This is a genomic window from Sphingomicrobium marinum (assembly GCF_026157105.1).
GTDB classification, from domain to species: Bacteria; Pseudomonadota; Alphaproteobacteria; order Sphingomonadales; family Sphingomonadaceae; genus Sphingomicrobium; species Sphingomicrobium marinum.
Map to the genome: position 1 here is coordinate 1,756,124 of NZ_JANPVQ010000001.1, position 18,241 is coordinate 1,774,364.

Sequence of the window (18,241 nt, forward strand, 5' to 3'; positions counted from 1 at the left end):
TTCTTATTCGTCGTACCCGATGGGGAAACCGCGACGTTTCAGCAGCGCGTCGACCTCGGGGTCGCGGCCGCGGAACTTGCGATAGGCCTCGGCCCGGTCGGTTGCGTTGCCGGTCGCCAGCACGTGAATGCGGAAGGCATCGGCAATGCTGCGGTCATAGACGTCGCCCGTGCTCTCGAAATAGGCCCACGTGTCGGCGTCCATCGTTTCCGACCACAGGTAGCTGTAATAGCCCGCTGAATAGGCGTCCGACGAGAAGAGGTGATTGAACTGCGGCAGGCGGTGACGCATCACCGTTTCCTCGGGCATGTTCAACCGCTCAAGCGTCTCGCGCTCGAACGCATCGACATCGACATCGCCATCGGGATCGGTGTGCAGCGCCATGTCGACCAGCGCCGACGAGAGATACTGCACCGTCGCATAGCCTTCACCGAAGGTGCTCGACGCCTCGATCTTGTCGAGAAGTTCCTGCGGCATCGGTTCGCCGGTCTCGTAATGCACCGCGAAGCGTTCGAGGATCGGCTTCGATAGCAGCCAGTTCTCGTTGACCTGGCTGGGATATTCGACAAAGTCGCGCTGAGCGCCCTGCAACGAGGGATAGTCGACGTCGACCAGCATGTAGTGGATGGCGTGGCCGAATTCGTGCCACAGCGTTGCGGCGTCATCAAGGCTGATCAGCACCGGTTCGCCCGGCCCCGGCTTGTTGAAATTGTTGTTGTTGGTCCACAGCCCCGGCGCGCCGCCTTCCATCTCGGTCTCGAGGCGGAAGCTGTTCATCCACGCACCCGATCGCTTGCCGTCGCGCGCATAGGTATCGAAGTAGAACACGCCCAGCACTTCGCCGGTCTTCGAATTGGTTACTTCGAAGGTGCGGACATCGGGGTGATAGACAGGAACAGCGCCGGTATTTTCGGTCAGTTTGAGATCATAGAGCTGCTCGGCCGACCAGAACATGCCGTCGATCATGTTGTTGAGTTCGAAGTAGGGCTTCAGCTCGTCGGCGCTGAGATCGTACTTCGCTTCGCGCAGCTTCTCGAGATAGTAAAGATAATCCCACGGCTTGATCTCGCTGAGACCGTCTTGCGAAGCGAACTCCATCATCTCGGCGACTTCTTCATCGACGCGCGCGACGGCGGCCGGCCAGACGCGGTTCATCAGGTCCATTGCGCGTTCGGGGCTACCCGCCATCGTGTCCTGCATGCGCCAGTCGGCATGGCTCTCGTAGCCGAGCAGGTCGGCGCGCTCGGCGCGGATCTTGACGATCTTCGCGATGATTTCATTGGTGTCGTTGGCATCACCATTGTCGCCGCGGTTGACGAACTTGCGCCACACTTCTTCGCGCAGCGCACGATCGGTCGCGCCGGTAAGGACGGGGTCGACCATCGATCGCGTATTCTTGATGGCATAGGTGCCCTCGGGCAGTTCGTTCGCCTGCGCCAATGCCAGCGCCGCGCTCTTCACGTCGGCCGGCACGCCTTCCATCCGCGCTTCGGGCACGGCGGTATAGGTGCTCTCATCGGCCAGCACGCGCTTGGAAAACTCGCTGAACAGGCCCGCCAGTTCCTGGTTATAGGCCGAAAGCTGCTCCTTGCCCGCTTCGTCGAGCAGCGCGCCGCCGCGCACATAGGCATCGTAGCGCCGCGTCAGGACGCGCATCTGCTGGTCGGTCAGCCCGAGGCTGTCACGACGATCGTGCAGATACTTGATCCGGTCGAACAGGTCCTGGTTGAGCGTGACCTGGTCAAACGCGGCCGACAGGCGCGGGCTCCACTTGGCGTTGAGGTCCTGCACTTCGGGGCTCGACAGGTTGTTGGCCCACAGGCCGGTGATTGCCGTGACGCGGCCCAGCGTCTCGCCCGAAAGCTCCAGCGGATCAATCGTATTCGCCCAGGTCGGCGTGTCGGGATTGGTCGCAATGGCCATGACTTCGGCGAGATATTCGTCGATCGCGACCTGCATCGCCTCATCGACCTGGCTCAGTTCATACTGATCCCACTGCGGCACGCCCTCATAGGGGCCGGTCCATTCGGCAAGCAGCGGATTGCTGACGGCAGCTTCTGCCTCCATCGTGTCGGCAGCTTCGACGGCGAATGCTTCGGCGGTGGCGATAGCCTTGTCCTCGCCGATCGTCCCGCAGGCGCCGAGCGCGAGCGTGGCAGTTGAGGCAAAAAGCAGCTTCTTCAGCATAAAGGGTCTCTCCGGTTTGAATATTTTCGCCGCGCTTGTGGCGCAGCGGCCGTGAACGCGCAAGGTCAAGCGAATTGCATCAGCCGTACGTCAATCGCGATGCCGGCGTCGCGTTTTTCCTGGATGAAACGCTCTACTTCGCCAAGCGGCACTCGATGAACGACAATGTCTTCGCTGTCATTGCCGCCACCTGAACCGACTTTTTTAAGGTCGTGCGCACGCACGAGATGGAAGCTCTCGCTCACCATGCCGGGCGAGGAATAAAAGCGACCGACATATTCGATCCGGCCCGCCCGATAGCCGGTTTCCTCTTCGAGTTCGCGGATCGCGGCGGCCTCCGGCGTATCGTCTTCGCCGCCGTCGTCATCGCCGATCAGCCCGGCGGGAAATTCAAGGCATCGCGCTCCGAGCGGCGCGCGAAATTGCTCGACCAGCAGAATGTCGCCGTCAATGATCGCCTCGATCGCGACCGCGCTCATCCCCCCGACGCGGGAAACATATTCCCAGCCGTCATCGTCATGCATTTCGAGATATTTGCCGCGCCAGACATTCGTCATAGTTCGATAAGCTTATCGGGGATTTCGTTGGTGTCATCCGATGACTTGGGGAAATGTTCGGCAAGCACATCGCCGATTTCCTCGATGCAATCGCATATTCCATCGACGACGCGGCCTTCCTTGACGGGTCCCAATAGCGCAATCATCGCCTCGGCCCAGGTATCGGGCTCGACGACTTCGCTGATGGCATCGTCATGGACGATCTCGGCGCGATGCTCCCCCATCGACAGGTAGATCAGGATGCCGGTGCGCCCGATCGTGCGCCGCTCGGCGCCCGCCTTGTAGATGTCGATCGCGCGCCGCCTGACACGCCGCGTCTTCGTGGAGCCCGGCGTCAAGGCCAACCTTAGCGGCATGTAGCGCATGAGTGCCAACATGCCGAGAAACAGCGCCAGCGCGATGCCCAGCAGCAATGTCAACTGACCCTGCATCGAGGGCTCGTCCCATGACTTGAAGATCCAATTGTAGGGCTCGCTCAGCAGCGAGGGCCAGATCGACACCGCGCCAAGCCACAGGAATGTCGCGAGCACGGCAAAGTGCAAGGCAACGTCGTGATACTTGTCCGACTGGTCGGTCGTGACGGCGATGATCTCGCCATCCGACAGCAGTTCGGCTTTCGCGATCGCCGCAGAAACGCGCTTGTGATCTTCAGCCGTCATATCGTGCATCACCACCCCCCCGAGGCACCGCCGCCACCAAAGCCACCGCCGCCAAAACCGCCGCCGAAACCACCGCCGCCGCCAAAGCCGCCGCCGCCGAAGCCTCCAAAGCCGCCCCCACGCGTGGCAATCCGGGTCGCCGCATCAATGCCCCACAGGAACACCGCCAAGTCGCCGCTATCCATTTCACGCCGTCGCCGCTTGCGCCGCTTGCCATCCTTGCCGCGGTACCGCTTGCGATCATAGCGACTGCCGCCCGCGCGGCGCGCAATCGACAGCACCACGAACATCACGATCATGAAAATCAGAAACGCGCTTCCGCCTGCGACCTCGGCGGCCTCGGGACGCGATCCGGCAGGCTGCGATGCCAGTTCTTCCGCCCGGGCCTGCGCTTCTTCGGGCGTCAGCGCGAGACTTTCCAGAATCGCGTCAGTGCCGGCGTCGAAGCCGCGATAAAAGTCGCCTGCCTTGAAGGCGGGTTCGATCTGGCCGCGAATGATCCGGCCGGAAATGATGTCGGGCAGAAAGACGCGCGCGCCATATCCGGTCTCGATCCGGATGCGGCGCTCCTCGCGCGCAACCAAAAGGATGACGCCGTCATCGCGCTCGGCATCGCCGACGCCCCATTCGCGGCCCAGCTGGTAGCCGTAATTCTCGATCGTCGAGCCCTGCAGGTCCTGCAGCGTGACGATGACAACCTGCCGTTCAGTCGCCTCAAAACTGTCTTTCAGCTTCTGGTTGAGCGCAAGTTCTTCCTGTGGCGAAAGAAATTCGCCTTCATCCACGATCCATGTATCCGTCGGGCGTTCCGGAAAAGTCAAATCCTGCGCTATGGCAGGTGTAGCCAAAGTGACGAGCAGGAACAGCAGAGTAGAGACTAGCTTGGTCATTGCGCCGCGCGCCTCCGTACTTCGCTACGATATCGCGGCCGGACCGGATCTTCTTCAAGCAGGTCTGCGATCACATCTGCCCCTTCTTCGAAGCCACGTTCAAATTCACCGTCGCGGAAAGCGGGCTCGATCGTACGCCTGATAATGCGGCCAGCGGCCACGTCCGTCAGCAAACCTTCGAGCCCGCTTCCTACTTCGATCCGCAACCGCCGCTCATCGCGGGCGACCACGAAGAGGATGCCATTATCTAACTCGGGCTTTCCGATGCCGAGAGACCGACCGAGATTGAGGCTGTACGCCTCGATCGTTTGCCCTTCGAGGCTCGGCGTAGTCCAGACAAAGAGCTCATCGCCCGTCGCCGCTTCAAGATCGAGGATGCGCCTACGCAACCTTTCCTCAGCGGCATCCGACAACATGTCCGCGCCGTCATAAACCAAACTTCGCTGCGGTGAAGTATTGTCGTTGGCCGCGCCAACAACATTCACCACCGCAGGCTCACTCGAACAGGCCGCCACTAGTGCGACCAGGGGCAGGATCGCCGCCTTCACTTACTGGTCGAAATCGACCGTCGGCGCTTCTTCTGCGCCTTCGGCAGCTTCGAACGGCACCTTGGGTTCGGCGTCGTAGAAGACCTTGGCGCCGATGGCCGACGGGAAGGTGCGGATCTCGGTATTATAGGCCCGCACGCTGTCATTATAGTCGCGGCGCGCCACGAGAATCGAGTTCTCGGTCCCTTCGAGCTGGACCATCAGGTCGGCAAACCGCTCCTGGCTGGCGAGCTGGGGATAGCGTTCCATGATCACCGTGCCGAGCAGGCTGCGCGCGTTCGCCAGCTGGCCCTGCGCGTTGGCGTAAGCCTGCACCGCCTCGGGATTGTCGAGCTGGTCGGGGCTGAGCTGCGCCGAGGTGGCACTCGCGCGCGCTTCGGTAATCTGAGTCAGGATCTGCTCTTCGCTATCGGCCGCCGCCTGCACCGTCTCGACAAGATTGCCGATGAGGTCGTTACGACGCTGATATTCGGCCTGAAGGTTGCCGAACGCCGCATTCACTTCTTCTTCGGCCGTGGGCACACTGTTGAGGCCGCAGCCGGCAAGGCTCAGCGCGGCGATCGGGGCCAGGATGGCCAGACGAAGTTTGCTCATGTTTCGAATTTCCCCATTTTTGACTGTGTTACCTCACTAGGTAGGTATTCGACGCCCCCCTTTCAATGTCGGCAAAAAGACATAAGGTGCTGATCCGTATCAAAATCGGAGGGGAAAACGGGGATGTTTAAAGAATTTCGCGATTTCATCGCCAAGGGCAACGTAATCGACCTTGCCGTCGCGGTGATCATCGGCGGCGCGTTCGCGCTTATAACTGCCAGCCTGACAGACGATGTCATTATGCCGATCGTCGGCGCTATCTTCGGTGGCGCGGACTTCTCGAATTACTTCACGCTGCTAAGCGACCTGCCCGAAGGGTTCGAGGGCAACCCCAACAGCTATACCGATCTCAAGGAAGCTGGCGCCGCGGTTGTCGGCTGGGGGCAGTTCATCACCGTGGTGATCAACTTCCTGATCCTCGCTTTCATCATCTTCATCCTGGTTCGACAGGCCAACAAGATCATCGACAAGGCGAAGAAGGAAGAGGAAGAAGCACCGGCCGGACCGAGCGAAACCGATCTCCTCAAGGAAATCCGCGACCTTCTCAAGAAAGACTAATCTCGAAAAAATAATGGGAAGTGGGCGCGGCCGGCGATGGCCGCGCCCTGTTCTCTGCCTATTTGGGCATTCCGCTGAACCCGGCGGCGGCGCGTAGCTCGTCACCGTCCATCACATAGCCGTCGCTCACCACCGTCACGACGCGGCGTAGCGCGCCGAGATCTTGGCTGACATCGCCGTCGACCAGCACCATGTCCGCTTCTTTGCCGACGGTAATCGATCCGGTGCGATCGTCGATCCCCACCAGCATGGCGGGATAGAGCGTCGCCGTGCGCAGCGCCTCCTCCTTGGTCAGGCCGGCGATCTCGTAGATCTCGATTTCGCGGACCAGTTCGAGCCCATAGCCGTCGGTGCCCGCCACCATCTTGATGCCCTCGTCATCTAGCTTGCCGATAAGGTCGAGCATCTTCTGGTAGCTCTTTTGCATGTCTTCGCGCGTCACACCGCCGAACAGTGGATAGCCGCCCTGGTTGAGCTGGCGTTCGAACACTGCGGGCAAGGTGCCGGCATAAGGCTGGTACGCCGGGGCAAGCTGGGGGTCGGTATAGGTGAAGCTGCCTTCGAAGATCATGATCGTCGGATCGACCCACGTGCCGCGCTCTTTCAGCAAGTCGAAGAAGGCCGTCATGACCTCGCCGTCGAGACCGACGTCTTTGGCATATTGCGCCGGTCCTTCGAAACGCGCCGCCGTATTGGAGATGTCGACCACGCTTTGCGGCAGCGCTTCCATCATGATGAAGTTGAGGTGCGTGACTTCGTCATAGCCCGCCTTGACCGCTTCGGAAGGCCGCATCGTCGCGGGCACATGACCAAGGACATTGAGGCCCAGCCGATGCGCTTCCTCGGCGGCGGGCGCGATCCATTCGGGGTTCATCGAGGTATAGAATTTCACGCCCCAGAGCCCGTTCTCATGCGCCTTGCGCACCGCCGCGATCGCCTCTTCCTCGCTCGACACCAGGTCCGCGCCCTGTGCGGATAGCGGATGCTTCTGGTCGATGATCGGGGTCCCGAATATCTCGGGCGCCACGATCTTGCCCTCGCGCTGCGCCGCGCCGAAGGTCACCAGCTCGGCCGTGCCGTTACCGGGGCTACGAATGCTGGTCATCCCGGTCGCCACATTGGCGAGCAGGTCATAGCCGTTGGAGAAATGCTTGTGCGCATCCCACAGGCCCGGCACCAGGCTCTTACCGGTGCCGTCGATGACACGGACGCCATTTCGAGGTGCGATGCCACCTGCTTCGGCAATGGCAACAATCTTACCGCCTTCGACAGCGACCGCCCGGTCAGGCACGAAGACTCCCGCCACGGCGTCGAACAGGATGACATTGTCGAAAATAATCGGCGCGCGCGCTTCCTCGGTAAGGAAACGGGCGGCGATCGCTTCGGTCGCCGCCGCGGCGGCTTCTTCCTGCACGGCTTTCAGGGTCATGAAATGCTCTTCATACCCTTCGCGCATCAGCCCCATCCAGTTGATCGTGGCGAGATGGCGGCCCTCCTGGTCAAGCCAGACGGGCGTGGGATTGGTCGACAATCCATCGATGAACATCAGCTGCGCAGTAATGTTGCCGTCTTCGTCCTCGATCTCGACCGAAGGGCCCATGCGGCTGGTGGCCTTGCCGGTAGGCAACAGATCGACCGCGCCCGTCGGGAAGACATGTTCCGCAAGCAGCCCGAAAATCGCCTCGGGGCCGCCGCGCGGCAGGTAGAAGCCGTCATCCCCCTCGCCCTGGTCGGCACCGCTGTCCCAGCGCAACCTGCCGTCCTCGCTCACCAGCGTTTCCGCGGCGTCGCCCGACGGCGTAACCCCGCGAATTTCGAGACCGTGGATCTTGCCGTCCGGTCCAAGTTCGACCAGCGCGTCGGTCTCGGTGATCCAGCCGCGAAGACTTTGCGATTTGCGGAAGGCCTCTGCCCCATTATCGGTAGTCCAACGCCATTCGCTGCCGTGCGTATTGGTTTCTGAAACGATAATGAACTGGGTCGCATGTTCGGGCGGGTCGAAAAGCTCTTCCTTTGAAACCGGATGCGCCGTCGCAGCCGTGGAAACCAGAAGCCCTGCGGTAAAAAGCGCCAGTCGACCCATCGTGATTCTCCCCTTTTTGATGGGTGAAACTATGCGCCTGCCTTGGCTCCATCGCAAGCGGTTGAAGCACTTGGTTTAAATAAGGGTTCAATTTTAAAAATTAACTTGTTATAAGTCTTGGCTTCGGGGGCCGCCCAGGTGCGGCGCGTCGCACAGGGAGTAAAAGAAGCATGTTCAAGAAATTTTCCACTGCGGCTGCAGCGCTGTCGCTGGTCGCCAGCACGAGCATCGCCAGCGCCGAGACGCGCCCGGCCGCAGCCGTACCGGTCGTCGCCTCTAGCAGCAGCGCCAGCGCCTCGAACGCGGCCCTGTATGATGACGATGACGGCTTTGAAGCTATCTACATCATCATCGGTGCGGTCATCATCGTCGCAGCCATCGCTTTCCTGATCGAGCAGGGTCTCGATGACGAGGATGACGATTTGCCGGTGAGCCTCGGCTAAACTTTTCGCGCTTCGCTATAGCAGGATGAAAAAGGAGCGGCCCGATGCGGGCGGCTCCTTTTTTGTGTCTCGATGCGATGAAAAAAGTGGAGGGTTTCTGTTGCCCGGTACCCTCCGAACCGCTGGAATCCCCTTCTGTTGCCCGGTGGGGTCCGACCGCGCTTATGACTTTGTAACTTTCGCCGTGAGGCTAATCGTTACGCAGCAATAGCGAGCGCCTCGTTATCGTTGGCACTTGTAAAATGAGCCGTCGCGGTGGTCTCATACCGATCGGCAACCGAGCCTTTATCACACGCGTCGATCCTGTTTCACCCCCATCAGCAACCGCGTAAAACTGCGGTTTTCGCGGCTGGTGGTGGAGGTGCCGGGGTACTGCCCCCCGGGTCCGCAATGTTTATTCCACTCGATCGTCTACCGACGTAGCTGGCAAGCCAGCAAACCCAAGATAAGCACTATATGGTTGACAAACAACCGCCATGACCGTTCGATACGAAGCGAGGAACCGTGGCGGACCATCCGCGTTGGAGCCTCGATTGGTAATGAGGACAGGAAGATAACTATTGCGTGACGGGCGCAAAAGTTTGGTACTTCTCGCGGCGCCTTTGGCGCTGCTTTCGCTGTCGGCCTGTGGTGGAGACGCCGAAGGCCCGCTGGCGGAGGGGGAGTATGATCCGGACGCGCCCAGCCTCGAGGAGGTCAGCAGCGATGCTGAACTCGCCAATGAAATTGACTCCACCGAGGAGCCCGTGACCAACCTAGAAGTCGCGGAATAAGGGCCCGAAAGAGGCCCGCATGTTCCTAAAATTCGAAGAAGGGGATTTTATTATGAAGAAAGTTGTATTCGCCGTTGTCGGTGCCACTGCCCTTGGTCTTGCTGCCTGCAACCCGTCGGAAGACGCTGCTGGCGACGCCGTAGCCGAAGAAGCCGAAGCTCAGGAAGAAATCCTGGAAGAAGCTGCTGAAGGTGCCGAAGCCATGGGCGACGAAGCCACTGCCGAAGCGCTCGAAGAGCAGGCCGAACAGGTCGACGAAGCCGGTGAAGTTGCCGAGGAAGTCGCCGAAGGCGATATGTAATTCAATTATCTGTTGAATAGGAAAATCATCATGAAGAAGACTGTTTTCGCGATTGCCGGCGTTGCCGCCCTTGGTATGGCCGCTTGCTCGAACACCGAAGAAGCTGCCAGCGACGTCGACGACGCGATGGAAGCTGACGCTGAAGCGATGGACGACGAGATCGAAGCTGCTGGCGATGAGCTGGAAGCCGATACCGAAGCGGCCGTCGAAGAAGCTGGTGACGAAGCTGCCGAAGCCGGTGCCGAAATCGAAGAAGCGACCGAATAGTCGCTTCCTCGACCGATAAGGAATTGATCAGATGAAAAAACTGAGCTTTGCGATGATGGGTAGCGTTGCTTTGACGCTTGCTGCCTGTTCCGGCACCGAAGAAGCGGCTGAAGAAGCCATGGAAAACGATGTCGCAGCGGAAGACATTCTCGACAACGCCATCGAGGCCTCGAACGAGGTTCTCGAAGAAGTGGTCGAGGAAGCCGAGCCGGCTGCTCCGCCGCCGATCGCCGAAGAAGACCTTACGGTCGAAGATCAAGGCACCGAAGACGTTCCCGGCATGTAAGCCGCACGTCATTCGGACAAGAAAGAGGGGTCGGGCATTGTCCGGCCCCTTTTTTGTGCTCGTGATGATCGCTAGGTCCGACTGATGCACGACGCCAAACCCGCCGCCACGCTGATCCTCCTGCGCGAGGCGTCAAGCGGCCCACCCGAGATGCTGATGGTCCGGCGCGATCGCGCCATGGCTTTCGCTGCAGGTGCATGGGTATGGCCCGGCGGACGCGTCGATCCCGAAGACCGCGAAGCCGCAACAAGCGATCTTCAAGCCGCCCAGATTGCGGCGGTTCGCGAAGCTGTGGAAGAAGTCGCGATGCCCGCGGTGGACCCCGAAACGCTCGTCCCCTTCGCCCGCTGGCTTCCCAAGTTTAATGTCGAACGGCGCTTCGATACCTGGTTTTTTCTGGCGCGCGCGCCGCAAGCCGACTGGAAGCTCGAGCTCCAGGATGGCGAGATCATCGACGCGACATGGACCAGCGCACAGGCAATGCTGGATCGGATCGCGCGCGGTGAAGCGAGCGCTATCTTCCCGACGCTGCGCAATCTTGAGCGGCTTGCAGGGTTCGCCACCATCGAAGAGGCATTCGCCGATGCCGCCGCGCACCCGACCGATCCGATCACGCCATGGGTCGAAACGCGCGGCGGGGTCGATCATATCGTGATCCCCGACGGAATTGGCTATCCGGTCACCGCCGAACCGCTGACCACCGCCACACGTGCCTGAACGATTCCCCTGGAAAAGCCTGCTATTGCTCGCCGTTATGGCAGGCGCAGCTTTCCTTGGCTGGCGCGAATATCAGCGGCTCTTGCGCGAAGAGCCCCAGCTCTTTCCCTGGACCCCGCTCGATCTCGCCGATCCGATCGGCAGCTTTACCGATGACAAGCTCGCCGCCCTGACGACCGACGCTCCGCGCTGCCGCGCGCTGCTGGAGGCGGCTGAAACCGGCGATGCACCTGCCCCCGCGATCGCGTCCGACACGCCTCAATGCGGCTATGATGACGGCATGCGCCTCGGCGCTGCAAACGGTGACCGGCTGGATTATGGCGACACCATCACCGCCTGCCCCGTGGCTGCAGCGCTCACGCTGTGGGAACGCGAGATTGTCCAGCCCGCCGCCGCCCGGCATCTCGGCACCAGCGTCGTGCGTATCCGCACACTCGGCAGCTATAGCTGTCGACGCCTATATGGCCGCGCCGACGGCGCATGGAGCGCGCACGCGACCGCCGATGCCATCGATATATCGGGGTTCGAATTGGCGGACGGGCGTACGCTTACACTGACCGACAGCTGGAACGGGACGCCTGAAGAAGCCGCCTTCTTGCGCGAAGTACGCGATGGCGCCTGCACCCTTTTCCGTACGACCCTGTCGCCCGATTACAACGCCGCACATGCCGACCATTTCCATTTCGACATGGCCTCGGGACGTACAGCGGGATGGTCGATCTGCCGATAAGCGCGAGTCGCACCTGCCACACCTTGAGTCGCTGCACTGCAACAAAAAAGGGCCGCGGTTTCCCGCGACCCTTTCTTGTCGATGATAGCGCCTCTAGCTGAGGTGCTTCGACAGGTGCTTGTTCATTTCGAACATGGTGACCTTGTCCTGCCCGAAGATCGGACGGAGTTTGTCGTCAGCCATGATTTCCCGCTTATTCTGCGGATTCTGAAGGTTGTTAGCCTTGATGTACGTCCACATTTTCGAGACGACTTCGCTGCGCGGCAGCGGGGCGGTTCCCACGATGGCCGCCAGTTCCGACGACGGGGTTACCGGACGAGCAAGTCCACCACCTGCTTTGCGCTTTGAATCTGCCATTTGTTTTGGCCCTCCTGTTATTGTCGAAAAAAAGTAGAGCGGGCTTTTCCCTCTTTGCCAAGAGAGAGAATCGCAAATTGTGGATAAGTTTTCCCCTTAGGCGCCCCTTAGGAGCGATTTAACCGCCACGTGGACCAAAAGGGACGATCTTATTGGCGGCATCATGACCGATATCGGCGCTGCCGCCATGTCGAATTCCTGACCGTTCGCACCAGCCTTTGATCATCGCCTCGAGCCCGCGTCCGAACGGTATGTCATTTTCGGGCACGTCGCTGAACCGACCATGCCGCAGTTGCGCGACGCCGCGCACCGATTCCTGCCCAGTGACATGGAGCAGCGCCCGGTCGGTGGCGTAGAGATATTCGCCGACATCCTCGATCAGCAGGTCGACGCCGGCCAGATCGGGCACCATCGGCGTTCCGACGAGATGCGACAATACGGTGAGGTTGAACGCCATCGCAGGAACCCCGCGCGTGAGCCCAGGCTCGAGCGTCGCCTCGTCGCGCCGCACCAGCCACGCCAGCGCGCGGTCAAGCGCCGCTTCGCCGCCCTCGCGGGCGCCGTCCTGGGGCATCGGCCCGTGCGCCACGTCGCACCCGACTTTGTGCAGCGCCGCCAGCAAGAAGCCCGCGTCCGAATAGCCCAGATATGTTTTAGTCCGCGCCGCCTCGGGCAGGGCGGCCATCGCCGCTTCAGCGATCCGCCCTGCACCGTAGCCGCCGCGCGCAAACCACACCGCATCGACGCGCTCGTCCGCCATGACCTGGTGCAGCGCATCAAGGCGCTCGGAATCGCTCCCGGCAAAGTGCCCGTCTTCGGCAAAACATTGCGGATGCATGATCAGTTCGGCACCGGCGGCTTCGGCGCGCGCCTGCACCAAAGGCACCAGCGATGCGTCCAACGCGCGCCCCGGTGCGACGACAGCAATAGTGGATGCCTTGCCCATACACGCGCAATCGCATAGCGCGGGGCTAATGACCAACCACTATTTCTTCTGCGGTATCGGTGGCTCCGGAATGCTCCCGCTTGCGGCGATTTTGCGCGCTCGCGGCGCGAAGGTCTCGGGTTCGGACCGCAGTCTCGATGCCGGACGCACCGCCCCCAAATTCGACTATTTGCGCAGCATGGGGATCGACTTGTTCCCGCAGGATGGCAGCGGCCTGGCCGAGGGTATGACGCTGGTCGCCAGCGCGGCCATCGAGGACACCGTGCCCGATATGGTGCGCGCGGCCGAATTGGGTCTCGATCGCGTGACCCGCCCCGAACTACTCTCGCAGCAACTGAATACAGCCGCCAAGTCGATCGCCATCGGCGGCACCAGCGGCAAATCGACGGTTACCGGCATGGTCGCCTGGATGCTGGTCGCCACGGGGCGCGAACCCACCGTCATGAATGGCGGCGTGATGAAGAACTTCGCCTCGCCCAGCGCTCCCTTTGCGTCCGCCTTGTCGGGCGACCCCGACCTGTTCGTGGCCGAGGTGGACGAGAGCGATGGTTCGATCGCGCTCTACACGCCCACGGTCGCGATCGTGAACAATGTCAGCCTCGACCATAAATCGATGGAGGAATTGCGGTCGCTATTCGGTAATTTTCTCGACGCAGCCGACCGGGGTGCGGTCAATCGTGACGATGCCGAGGCGCTTGCGCTGGCAGAGGGCCGCGACCACGTTGCCACCTTCGGGTTCGATGGCGAGGCGACGTATCGCGGCACCGATCTTCATCTGGAGGATATGGGCCTCACCTTCACGCTGCGCGCCAAAGGCGAAGTCGTGCCCGTCGCGCTGCCCATGCGCGGGCGCCACAACGCGGAGAACGCTCTGGCCGCGCTTGCCGCCGTCGGCGAACTCGGCGTCCCGCTCGAAGAAGCCGCCAGCGCCTTGGCGCGCTTCCTTGGTCTCAAGCGTCGCCTTGAGAAAGTTGGAGAAGTTGCAGGCGTCGCGGTCTATGACGATTTCGGCCACAATCCGGACAAGGTCCGCGCCACGTTGCGCACGCTGGCCCACGACCCGCTGCTCATCATGTTCCAGCCGCACGGCTATGGCCCACTGAACCAGATGGGCGAGGAACTGGCCGCCGTCTTCGCCGAGCACCTCAAGGCGGGCGACAGGCTTTATTTTCCCGATCCTGTCTATCACGGCGGGACCGCGGACAAATCGCGCGGATCGGACTGGTTATCGGCCGAAGTCAGGAAGCATGGCGGCCAGGCCACGCACATCCCCGACCGCGACATCATCGCCGCGCGGCTTGCCGAAGAGGCAGAACCCGGCGACACGATCCTCGTCATGGGTGCGCGCGACGATAGCCTGATCGCCTATGCGCAAGGCATTGTCGCGAGCCTTGCCGAGCGCAGCTGATGCCGCGCGCTGTCGGATGGATTTTGGATGATGCGGATCGCGCGCGCCTGCTCGAGCGTTTTCCCCCGCGTTATGCCAAGCTTATCGCCCACCACGTCACATTATGGAGCCACAAGGCTGCAAAACCGGTCCCTGGTCCGGCAAACTTCAACGTCGTGGGTCACGCTGATGACGGTCGCGGGATCGAGGCATTGGTCGTGACGTGCGATGGCAAAACCCAGCGCTCCGACGGAAGCACCTATCACATTACCTGGTCGCTCGATCCGGATAGTGGGCTTGCCCCCAAACACAGCAACGACCTGATTGCCGAAGCTGGCTGGGCCCCGGTCGAACCGGCAATTCCTTTCAGTGCGGAGCCGGGCTTACTGTGACGCAGCTTTTCCTGGACGTCGACGGCGTGCTCGCCGATTTCGATGGCGGTGTGGTGCGTCTCACCGGCCTCACGCCCGAACAGCTAGAAGCGCAGCGCGGACGCGGCGGGTTCTGGAAGGCGCTAGCGCGCGCGGAAGGTTTTTATGCCAATCTGGATCCCCTGCCCGGCGCTGAAGACATGGTCGAGCGACTGCGTCACCTGAAGCCTATCCTCCTAACCGGCCTGCCATTGGGCAAATGGGCGGCCCCGCAAAAACGCAAATGGGCGCAGCGGCATTTTCCTGATCTGAAAATCGTCACCTGCATGGCGCGCGACAAGTGGCGCTACGCCCGCCCGGGTGACGTGCTGGTCGACGATCGAGAAAAAGCCCGGAATCCGTGGGTCGAACAAGGCAAGGGCCGCTTCGTGCTGCACCGCAGCCCCGAAACGACCCTTGAAGAATTGAGCTGGATTTTCCCGTCTGTCAGCGCCCCTTAGGCGGCAGCGGGTTCCACCTTGCTTACCCATTCCGGCCAGAAAACCGGTTCGCGGGTCGACCAGCCGGGAGCGGTCGCGGCGCTTTCGCTGATCGACTGGAGCAGCGTGCGGCGGCGATCGGGGTGCAAATGCGGCAGCGACGCGGCGCCGCAAAAGGCACTGGGTAGCCAGGGGCGCACCGAAGCACCCAGAAGACGCTCGTAAAGGAAGCGATAGGGCGCGAAGGCCGGCAGACGGTCCTGGCCGAGATCGAAGGCCGACATCGTCACCAGTTCGCCAAGAAAGGGTTCGAGCATGTCGAGACCGCTATCGTCCGGAATGTCCGCACGCACGGGATCGATATGACGGTAGATGCGCGCCTGGGCGTTGATCGAGGCTGCTTCGATTTCGTCGCGCGCCCAGGTATCAAGCGGATCGGCACTGCGATTGAACGCGATGTCGAGCGACCGGCGGATGTAGCGCTGCGTGGCCTTCTTAAAGCCTGCAAACTCCTTCATCTCGCTGATGAGCATTGCGCCTGTTGCGCCCGTGCCCTTCGCCTTCGACATCATCAATCTCCTTACTTTCCAAGGAGATCATAGGCCGACGATCGTTAGCGACACGTTAACTATGCGTTAGCGAGGCATTAACCCGCCGACCTGATCCCCCCACCCCGGGAATGGAGAGAGTGAAGCCGTGAAGGCGTTTGGATACAACACTAGATTGCCATGGCGACGGGCTTTCGCCAGCAACTGTGTGAATTTGGCAACGATCTGAACGGGTTGTTGAGTCCCCGTACCAAAATTGTGTCTATTCTTCCTCATCCGGAACAGGGTCGCCGCGATAGGCACCAGGTTGGGTCGAGGAAGGCGGATCGCTGGCGTCCATCGATTCATCGCTGCCGAGATCGACCTGCAGGTCCTCGTTTTCCGGATGCTCGCGCACCTTCTTTTCCAGTTCCGCGCTCGGTTCGTCCTTAGGCTTGTGGTCGGTCATCATCGGCTCCTCATATCGTTTCTTTGCCAACGTGCAGGCACACCGTTGCGTTCCGAATTCGACCAGCGGATGTGACGCTTCTACCAGCGCCCCGCGCCCCCCTTTCGCCAGTTACAAGGTGGGCGTACAGCTTCAATCATGCAGCATTCAGCGATTCAGGGCGGTCGGCGTGCGTTCGGAGACCTCGGTTTTGCCGCCAAGACCATCGGTGCCGTGTGGGCGATCTACATCGTCACCGTCGTCGTGCGCGCCATCCTGTCGGGCGACTTCGATGCCGTGATAATCAATCGTGCGCCGACGATCATCACCGGCGTGCTCCTCACCTTCGGCATCTATTTCGCGATCCATTCGGTCGCCGAAGGCGCGGGCGTCAAGCGCCGCACCATCGTGGCCGCGGTGGCCAGCATCTTCGCCGCCATCGGACAGGGCTTGGCTTTCATGCTGCTCGCCCCGCTGATGAACGACAGCAAGGCCGAATATCGGGTCCAGGCCCGCGAAGGCGCTGTCATCATCCAGCGCGGCCAGGAAATCACCATCAACCGCACTGCCGACGAACCGCTCGTGCTGACCCTGCCGCGGATCGACGAGCTCGACACGATGGACAAGGCCCGCATTGCTGCCGATGCAGCAGTCATCTGGCTATTCTTCTTCGCCGCGTGGAGCGCCGTCTACATCGCCGGCGTCTCGACCGCGCAGGTCGCCGAGGGACGCCGCCAGCTTGCTGCCGCCGAAGCTGCCGCCCAGGCCGCACAGGTCCGCGCGCTACGCTACCAGGTCAACCCGCACTTCCTTTTCAACACGCTCAACAGCCTGTCGTCGCTGGTCATGACGGGCCGCACTGAGCGCGCCGAGAGCATGCTGATGGCGCTGTCGACCTTCTTCCGCACCTCGCTGTCGCTCGACCCCGCCGAAAGCGTCAGCCTTGCTGAGGAAATCGATCTGCAGCGCCTCTATCTCGATATTGAGCAGGCACGCTTCCCCAACCGGCTGAGCGTCAATATCGACGTGCCCGACCATCTGTCGGACGTCGAAGTTCCGGCGCTGATCCTCCAGCCCATCGTCGAGAACGCCATCAAGTACGGCGTCAGCCAGACGCGCGAAAAGGTCACGATCACGATCGCCGCCAAGCCCCTTGGCGACGGTCGCATCCAAATCGATGTTCACAATACCTTGCCCAAGGGCGTGTCGGCCGATCGCCCCCGCCCGACCGGCACCGGCACCGGCCTCACCAACGTGTGCCAGCGCCTCGAAACCCATTTCGGCGGCCGCGCCGATTGCCGCTTTGGCGCCGTGAGCGACGGCTACAAGGTCTCGATTGCGGTCCCGGCCCTTTCCAACGAGGAAGATGATGACTGACAAATTGACGGTGCTCGTGGCCGATGACGAGCCGCTGGCAGCCGAGCGCCTGCAGATCCTTATCGAGCGCATGGACGGGCTCGAACTCGTCGGTATCGCCGAAGATGGCGATGAAGCCGTCGCCAAGGCCAACGAGCTCAAGCCCGACATTCTCCTGCTCGACATTGCCATGCCCGGGCTCGACGGCATTGAAGTCGCTCGCGCACTTGGTAAGCAGCAGGATGCGCCCGCGGTAATATTCGTGACCGCGTTCGACCAGTTCGCTGTCGCCGCGTTTGAAGTCGCGGCGGTCGACTATGTGATGAAGCCGGTCGATCAGGATCGGCTCGTGACCGCGATCGATCGCGCCAAGGCGGCCATCGAAACGCGTGACGAGGACCTCGGAGAACTCGCGACCGGCAAGGAAAAAAGTCCGTGGCTCGAGGAATTCTGGGCGAGCGACCTTTCGGGGCTCGTTCGCATTGCCGCGCGCGATATTGAACGTGTCACGGCCGAGCGCGACTATATGCGCCTCCATGTCGGCCAGCGGAGCTGGTTGATCCATCATTCGATGACCGCATTGGAAGAAGGGCTCGACCCTTCGGTGTTCGTGCGTCTCCACCGCTCCGCGATGGTGCGCCGCGATTTCATCGCCGGCTTTTCGCGCAACGCCTCGGGCCGCTGGGTCGCGAGGCTGGCTGATGGCACCGAACAACCCGTCGGCCGTCTCTACAGCGAAAAAGTCCGCGAGATCGCCGCCCGTTAAAGCCGCGCTTC

At 61.5% G+C, this 18,241-nt stretch carries 24 protein-coding genes and 1 other RNA gene; 13 read left to right on the forward strand and 12 right to left on the reverse strand.

All coding sequences use genetic code 11. From position 1 onward, the window contains the following. Positions 1 to 3: 3 nt before the first annotated feature. The 6 genes from NUX07_RS08995 to NUX07_RS09020 all read right to left on the reverse strand — a co-directional run bounded on the left by NUX07_RS08995 (position 4) and on the right by NUX07_RS09020 (position 5,435). Positions 4 to 2,187: a M3 family metallopeptidase gene (locus tag NUX07_RS08995; RefSeq protein ID WP_265530238.1), complete on the reverse strand. Its 2,184-nt coding sequence runs from the start codon at positions 2,185 to 2,187 to the stop codon at positions 4 to 6. Positions 2,188 to 2,252: 65 nt separating this feature from the next. Beyond that, positions 2,253 to 2,744 (reverse strand): NUDIX hydrolase, encoded by a 492-nt coding sequence (locus NUX07_RS09000; protein WP_265530239.1) that lies wholly within the window; start codon positions 2,742 to 2,744, stop codon positions 2,253 to 2,255. After that, the gene (locus NUX07_RS09005; protein ID WP_265530240.1) at positions 2,741 to 3,412 is read right to left on the reverse strand and encodes a TPM domain-containing protein; all 672 of its coding nucleotides are present in this window, start codon (positions 3,410 to 3,412) and stop codon (positions 2,741 to 2,743) included. The genes NUX07_RS09000 and NUX07_RS09005 overlap by 4 nt, the downstream gene beginning before the upstream one ends. Beyond that, on the reverse strand, positions 3,412 to 4,293 hold the full coding sequence (locus NUX07_RS09010) for a TPM domain-containing protein (RefSeq protein WP_265530241.1): 882 nt from the start codon (positions 4,291 to 4,293) through the stop codon (positions 3,412 to 3,414). Before NUX07_RS09010 ends, NUX07_RS09005 begins: the two co-directional genes overlap by 1 nt. Next, positions 4,290 to 4,841 (reverse strand): TPM domain-containing protein, encoded by a 552-nt coding sequence (locus NUX07_RS09015; RefSeq protein WP_265530242.1) that lies wholly within the window; start codon positions 4,839 to 4,841, stop codon positions 4,290 to 4,292. Before NUX07_RS09015 ends, NUX07_RS09010 begins: the two co-directional genes overlap by 4 nt. Continuing rightward, positions 4,842 to 5,435 (reverse strand): LemA family protein, encoded by a 594-nt coding sequence (locus tag NUX07_RS09020; RefSeq protein WP_265530243.1) that lies wholly within the window; start codon positions 5,433 to 5,435, stop codon positions 4,842 to 4,844. Positions 5,436 to 5,558: 123 nt separating this feature from the next. Here NUX07_RS09020 and mscL point away from each other — a divergent pair, with 123 nt between their 5' ends. Beyond that, positions 5,559 to 5,993, forward strand: a complete 435-nt coding sequence (gene mscL / locus NUX07_RS09025; protein WP_265530244.1) for a large conductance mechanosensitive channel protein MscL — start codon at positions 5,559 to 5,561, stop codon at positions 5,991 to 5,993. A gap of 58 nt (positions 5,994 to 6,051) precedes the next feature. On the opposite strand, the gene NUX07_RS09030 is transcribed toward mscL, so the two are convergent. Beyond that, a complete protein-coding gene (locus NUX07_RS09030; protein WP_265530245.1) occupies positions 6,052 to 8,076 on the reverse strand; it encodes an amidohydrolase family protein in 2,025 nt (674 codons plus the stop codon). Between the two features lie 170 nt (positions 8,077 to 8,246). On the opposite strand from NUX07_RS09030, the gene NUX07_RS09035 reads away from it, so the two are divergent. After that, positions 8,247 to 8,519, forward strand: a complete 273-nt coding sequence (locus NUX07_RS09035; RefSeq protein WP_265530246.1) for a hypothetical protein — start codon at positions 8,247 to 8,249, stop codon at positions 8,517 to 8,519. A 124-nt stretch (positions 8,520 to 8,643) separates the two neighbouring features. On the opposite strand, the gene ssrA is transcribed toward NUX07_RS09035, so the two are convergent. Further along, positions 8,644 to 8,994, reverse strand: a transfer-messenger RNA (tmRNA) gene (gene ssrA, locus NUX07_RS09040). 85 nt (positions 8,995 to 9,079) lie between these two features. Between ssrA and NUX07_RS09045 the strand changes: the two genes are divergently transcribed. The 6 genes from NUX07_RS09045 to NUX07_RS09070 all read left to right on the forward strand — a co-directional run bounded on the left by NUX07_RS09045 (position 9,080) and on the right by NUX07_RS09070 (position 11,593). Next, positions 9,080 to 9,292: a hypothetical protein gene (locus NUX07_RS09045; RefSeq protein WP_265530247.1), complete on the forward strand. Its 213-nt coding sequence runs from the start codon at positions 9,080 to 9,082 to the stop codon at positions 9,290 to 9,292. 52 nt (positions 9,293 to 9,344) lie between these two features. Then, positions 9,345 to 9,593, forward strand: coding sequence for a hypothetical protein (locus tag NUX07_RS09050; RefSeq protein ID WP_265530248.1), 249 nt, complete (start codon positions 9,345 to 9,347; stop codon positions 9,591 to 9,593). A gap of 30 nt (positions 9,594 to 9,623) precedes the next feature. Further along, positions 9,624 to 9,860, forward strand: coding sequence for a hypothetical protein (locus tag NUX07_RS09055; RefSeq protein WP_265530249.1), 237 nt, complete (start codon positions 9,624 to 9,626; stop codon positions 9,858 to 9,860). A gap of 31 nt (positions 9,861 to 9,891) precedes the next feature. Beyond that, positions 9,892 to 10,146 (forward strand): hypothetical protein, encoded by a 255-nt coding sequence (locus tag NUX07_RS09060; RefSeq protein WP_265530250.1) that lies wholly within the window; start codon positions 9,892 to 9,894, stop codon positions 10,144 to 10,146. 84 nt (positions 10,147 to 10,230) lie between these two features. After that, entirely contained in the window at positions 10,231 to 10,863 is a 633-nt protein-coding gene (locus tag NUX07_RS09065) for an NUDIX hydrolase (RefSeq protein ID WP_265530251.1), read from the forward strand. A 37-nt stretch (positions 10,864 to 10,900) separates the two neighbouring features. Continuing rightward, on the forward strand, positions 10,901 to 11,593 hold the full coding sequence (locus tag NUX07_RS09070) for an extensin-like domain-containing protein (protein WP_265530252.1): 693 nt from the start codon (positions 10,901 to 10,903) through the stop codon (positions 11,591 to 11,593). A gap of 93 nt (positions 11,594 to 11,686) precedes the next feature. On the opposite strand, the gene NUX07_RS09075 is transcribed toward NUX07_RS09070, so the two are convergent. Together NUX07_RS09075 and NUX07_RS09080 are read right to left on the reverse strand one after the other, a co-directional pair. Continuing rightward, entirely contained in the window at positions 11,687 to 11,950 is a 264-nt protein-coding gene (locus NUX07_RS09075; RefSeq protein ID WP_265530253.1) for an SWIB/MDM2 domain-containing protein, read from the reverse strand. A 118-nt stretch (positions 11,951 to 12,068) separates the two neighbouring features. After that, on the reverse strand, positions 12,069 to 12,896 hold the full coding sequence (locus NUX07_RS09080) for an LD-carboxypeptidase (protein WP_265530254.1): 828 nt from the start codon (positions 12,894 to 12,896) through the stop codon (positions 12,069 to 12,071). A gap of 28 nt (positions 12,897 to 12,924) precedes the next feature. On the opposite strand from NUX07_RS09080, the gene NUX07_RS09085 reads away from it, so the two are divergent. Genes NUX07_RS09085 through NUX07_RS09095 form a run of 3 tightly spaced genes read left to right on the forward strand, consistent with a single transcriptional unit; the run spans position 12,925 to position 15,154 of the window. Further along, positions 12,925 to 14,304: a Mur ligase family protein gene (locus NUX07_RS09085; RefSeq protein ID WP_265530255.1), complete on the forward strand. Its 1,380-nt coding sequence runs from the start codon at positions 12,925 to 12,927 to the stop codon at positions 14,302 to 14,304. After that, positions 14,304 to 14,675, forward strand: a complete 372-nt coding sequence (locus NUX07_RS09090; protein WP_265530256.1) for a hypothetical protein — start codon at positions 14,304 to 14,306, stop codon at positions 14,673 to 14,675. Before NUX07_RS09085 ends, NUX07_RS09090 begins: the two co-directional genes overlap by 1 nt. Then, positions 14,672 to 15,154: a 5' nucleotidase, NT5C type gene (locus NUX07_RS09095; RefSeq protein ID WP_265530257.1), complete on the forward strand. Its 483-nt coding sequence runs from the start codon at positions 14,672 to 14,674 to the stop codon at positions 15,152 to 15,154. The genes NUX07_RS09090 and NUX07_RS09095 overlap by 4 nt, the downstream gene beginning before the upstream one ends. Here the strand turns inward: NUX07_RS09095 and NUX07_RS09100 are convergent. Together NUX07_RS09100 and NUX07_RS09105 are read right to left on the reverse strand one after the other, a co-directional pair. Continuing rightward, entirely contained in the window at positions 15,151 to 15,702 is a 552-nt protein-coding gene (locus NUX07_RS09100; protein WP_407696148.1) for a hypothetical protein, read from the reverse strand. The two genes, NUX07_RS09095 and NUX07_RS09100, sit on opposite strands and share 4 nt — an antisense overlap. Before the next feature lie 241 nt (positions 15,703 to 15,943). Continuing rightward, entirely contained in the window at positions 15,944 to 16,129 is a 186-nt protein-coding gene (locus NUX07_RS09105; RefSeq protein ID WP_265530259.1) for a hypothetical protein, read from the reverse strand. A 138-nt stretch (positions 16,130 to 16,267) separates the two neighbouring features. Between NUX07_RS09105 and NUX07_RS09110 the strand changes: the two genes are divergently transcribed. Next, entirely contained in the window at positions 16,268 to 17,485 is a 1,218-nt protein-coding gene (locus tag NUX07_RS09110) for a sensor histidine kinase (protein WP_265530260.1), read from the forward strand. Continuing rightward, a complete protein-coding gene (locus tag NUX07_RS09115; RefSeq protein ID WP_265530261.1) occupies positions 17,475 to 18,230 on the forward strand; it encodes a LytR/AlgR family response regulator transcription factor in 756 nt (251 codons plus the stop codon). Before NUX07_RS09110 ends, NUX07_RS09115 begins: the two co-directional genes overlap by 11 nt. Positions 18,231 to 18,241 lie beyond the last annotated feature (11 nt).

Excerpts from the sequence above, each read along its gene's own strand:
- NUX07_RS08995 (WP_265530238.1), bottom strand. The coding sequence starts at position 2,187 with ATGCTGAAGAAGCTGCTTTTTGCCTCAACTGCCACGCTCGCGCTCGGC.
- mscL (WP_265530244.1), top strand. The coding sequence starts at position 5,559 with ATGTTTAAAGAATTTCGCGATTTCATCGCCAAGGGCAACGTAATCGAC.
- NUX07_RS09035 (WP_265530246.1), top strand. The coding sequence starts at position 8,247 with ATGTTCAAGAAATTTTCCACTGCGGCTGCAGCGCTGTCGCTGGTCGCC.
- NUX07_RS09110 (WP_265530260.1), top strand. The coding sequence starts at position 16,268 with ATGCAGCATTCAGCGATTCAGGGCGGTCGGCGTGCGTTCGGAGACCTC.
- NUX07_RS09080 (WP_265530254.1), bottom strand. The coding sequence starts at position 12,896 with ATGGGCAAGGCATCCACTATTGCTGTCGTCGCACCGGGGCGCGCGTTG.
- NUX07_RS09030 (WP_265530245.1), bottom strand. The coding sequence starts at position 8,076 with ATGGGTCGACTGGCGCTTTTTACCGCAGGGCTTCTGGTTTCCACGGCT.
- NUX07_RS09010 (WP_265530241.1), bottom strand. The coding sequence starts at position 4,293 with ATGACCAAGCTAGTCTCTACTCTGCTGTTCCTGCTCGTCACTTTGGCT.
- NUX07_RS09000 (WP_265530239.1), bottom strand. The coding sequence starts at position 2,744 with ATGACGAATGTCTGGCGCGGCAAATATCTCGAAATGCATGACGATGAC.
- NUX07_RS09050 (WP_265530248.1), top strand. The coding sequence starts at position 9,345 with ATGAAGAAAGTTGTATTCGCCGTTGTCGGTGCCACTGCCCTTGGTCTT.
- NUX07_RS09105 (WP_265530259.1), bottom strand. The coding sequence starts at position 16,129 with ATGACCGACCACAAGCCTAAGGACGAACCGAGCGCGGAACTGGAAAAG.
- NUX07_RS09065 (WP_265530251.1), top strand. The coding sequence starts at position 10,231 with ATGCACGACGCCAAACCCGCCGCCACGCTGATCCTCCTGCGCGAGGCG.
- NUX07_RS09060 (WP_265530250.1), top strand. The coding sequence starts at position 9,892 with ATGAAAAAACTGAGCTTTGCGATGATGGGTAGCGTTGCTTTGACGCTT.
- NUX07_RS09075 (WP_265530253.1), bottom strand. The coding sequence starts at position 11,950 with ATGGCAGATTCAAAGCGCAAAGCAGGTGGTGGACTTGCTCGTCCGGTA.
- NUX07_RS09070 (WP_265530252.1), top strand. The coding sequence starts at position 10,901 with ATGGCAGGCGCAGCTTTCCTTGGCTGGCGCGAATATCAGCGGCTCTTG.
- NUX07_RS09055 (WP_265530249.1), top strand. The coding sequence starts at position 9,624 with ATGAAGAAGACTGTTTTCGCGATTGCCGGCGTTGCCGCCCTTGGTATG.
- NUX07_RS09100 (WP_407696148.1), bottom strand. The coding sequence starts at position 15,702 with ATGTCGAAGGCGAAGGGCACGGGCGCAACAGGCGCAATGCTCATCAGC.
- NUX07_RS09020 (WP_265530243.1), bottom strand. The coding sequence starts at position 5,435 with ATGAGCAAACTTCGTCTGGCCATCCTGGCCCCGATCGCCGCGCTGAGC.
- NUX07_RS09085 (WP_265530255.1), top strand. The coding sequence starts at position 12,925 with ATGACCAACCACTATTTCTTCTGCGGTATCGGTGGCTCCGGAATGCTC.
- NUX07_RS09005 (WP_265530240.1), bottom strand. The coding sequence starts at position 3,412 with ATGCACGATATGACGGCTGAAGATCACAAGCGCGTTTCTGCGGCGATC.
- NUX07_RS09115 (WP_265530261.1), top strand. The coding sequence starts at position 17,475 with ATGATGACTGACAAATTGACGGTGCTCGTGGCCGATGACGAGCCGCTG.
- NUX07_RS09090 (WP_265530256.1), top strand. The coding sequence starts at position 14,304 with ATGCCGCGCGCTGTCGGATGGATTTTGGATGATGCGGATCGCGCGCGC.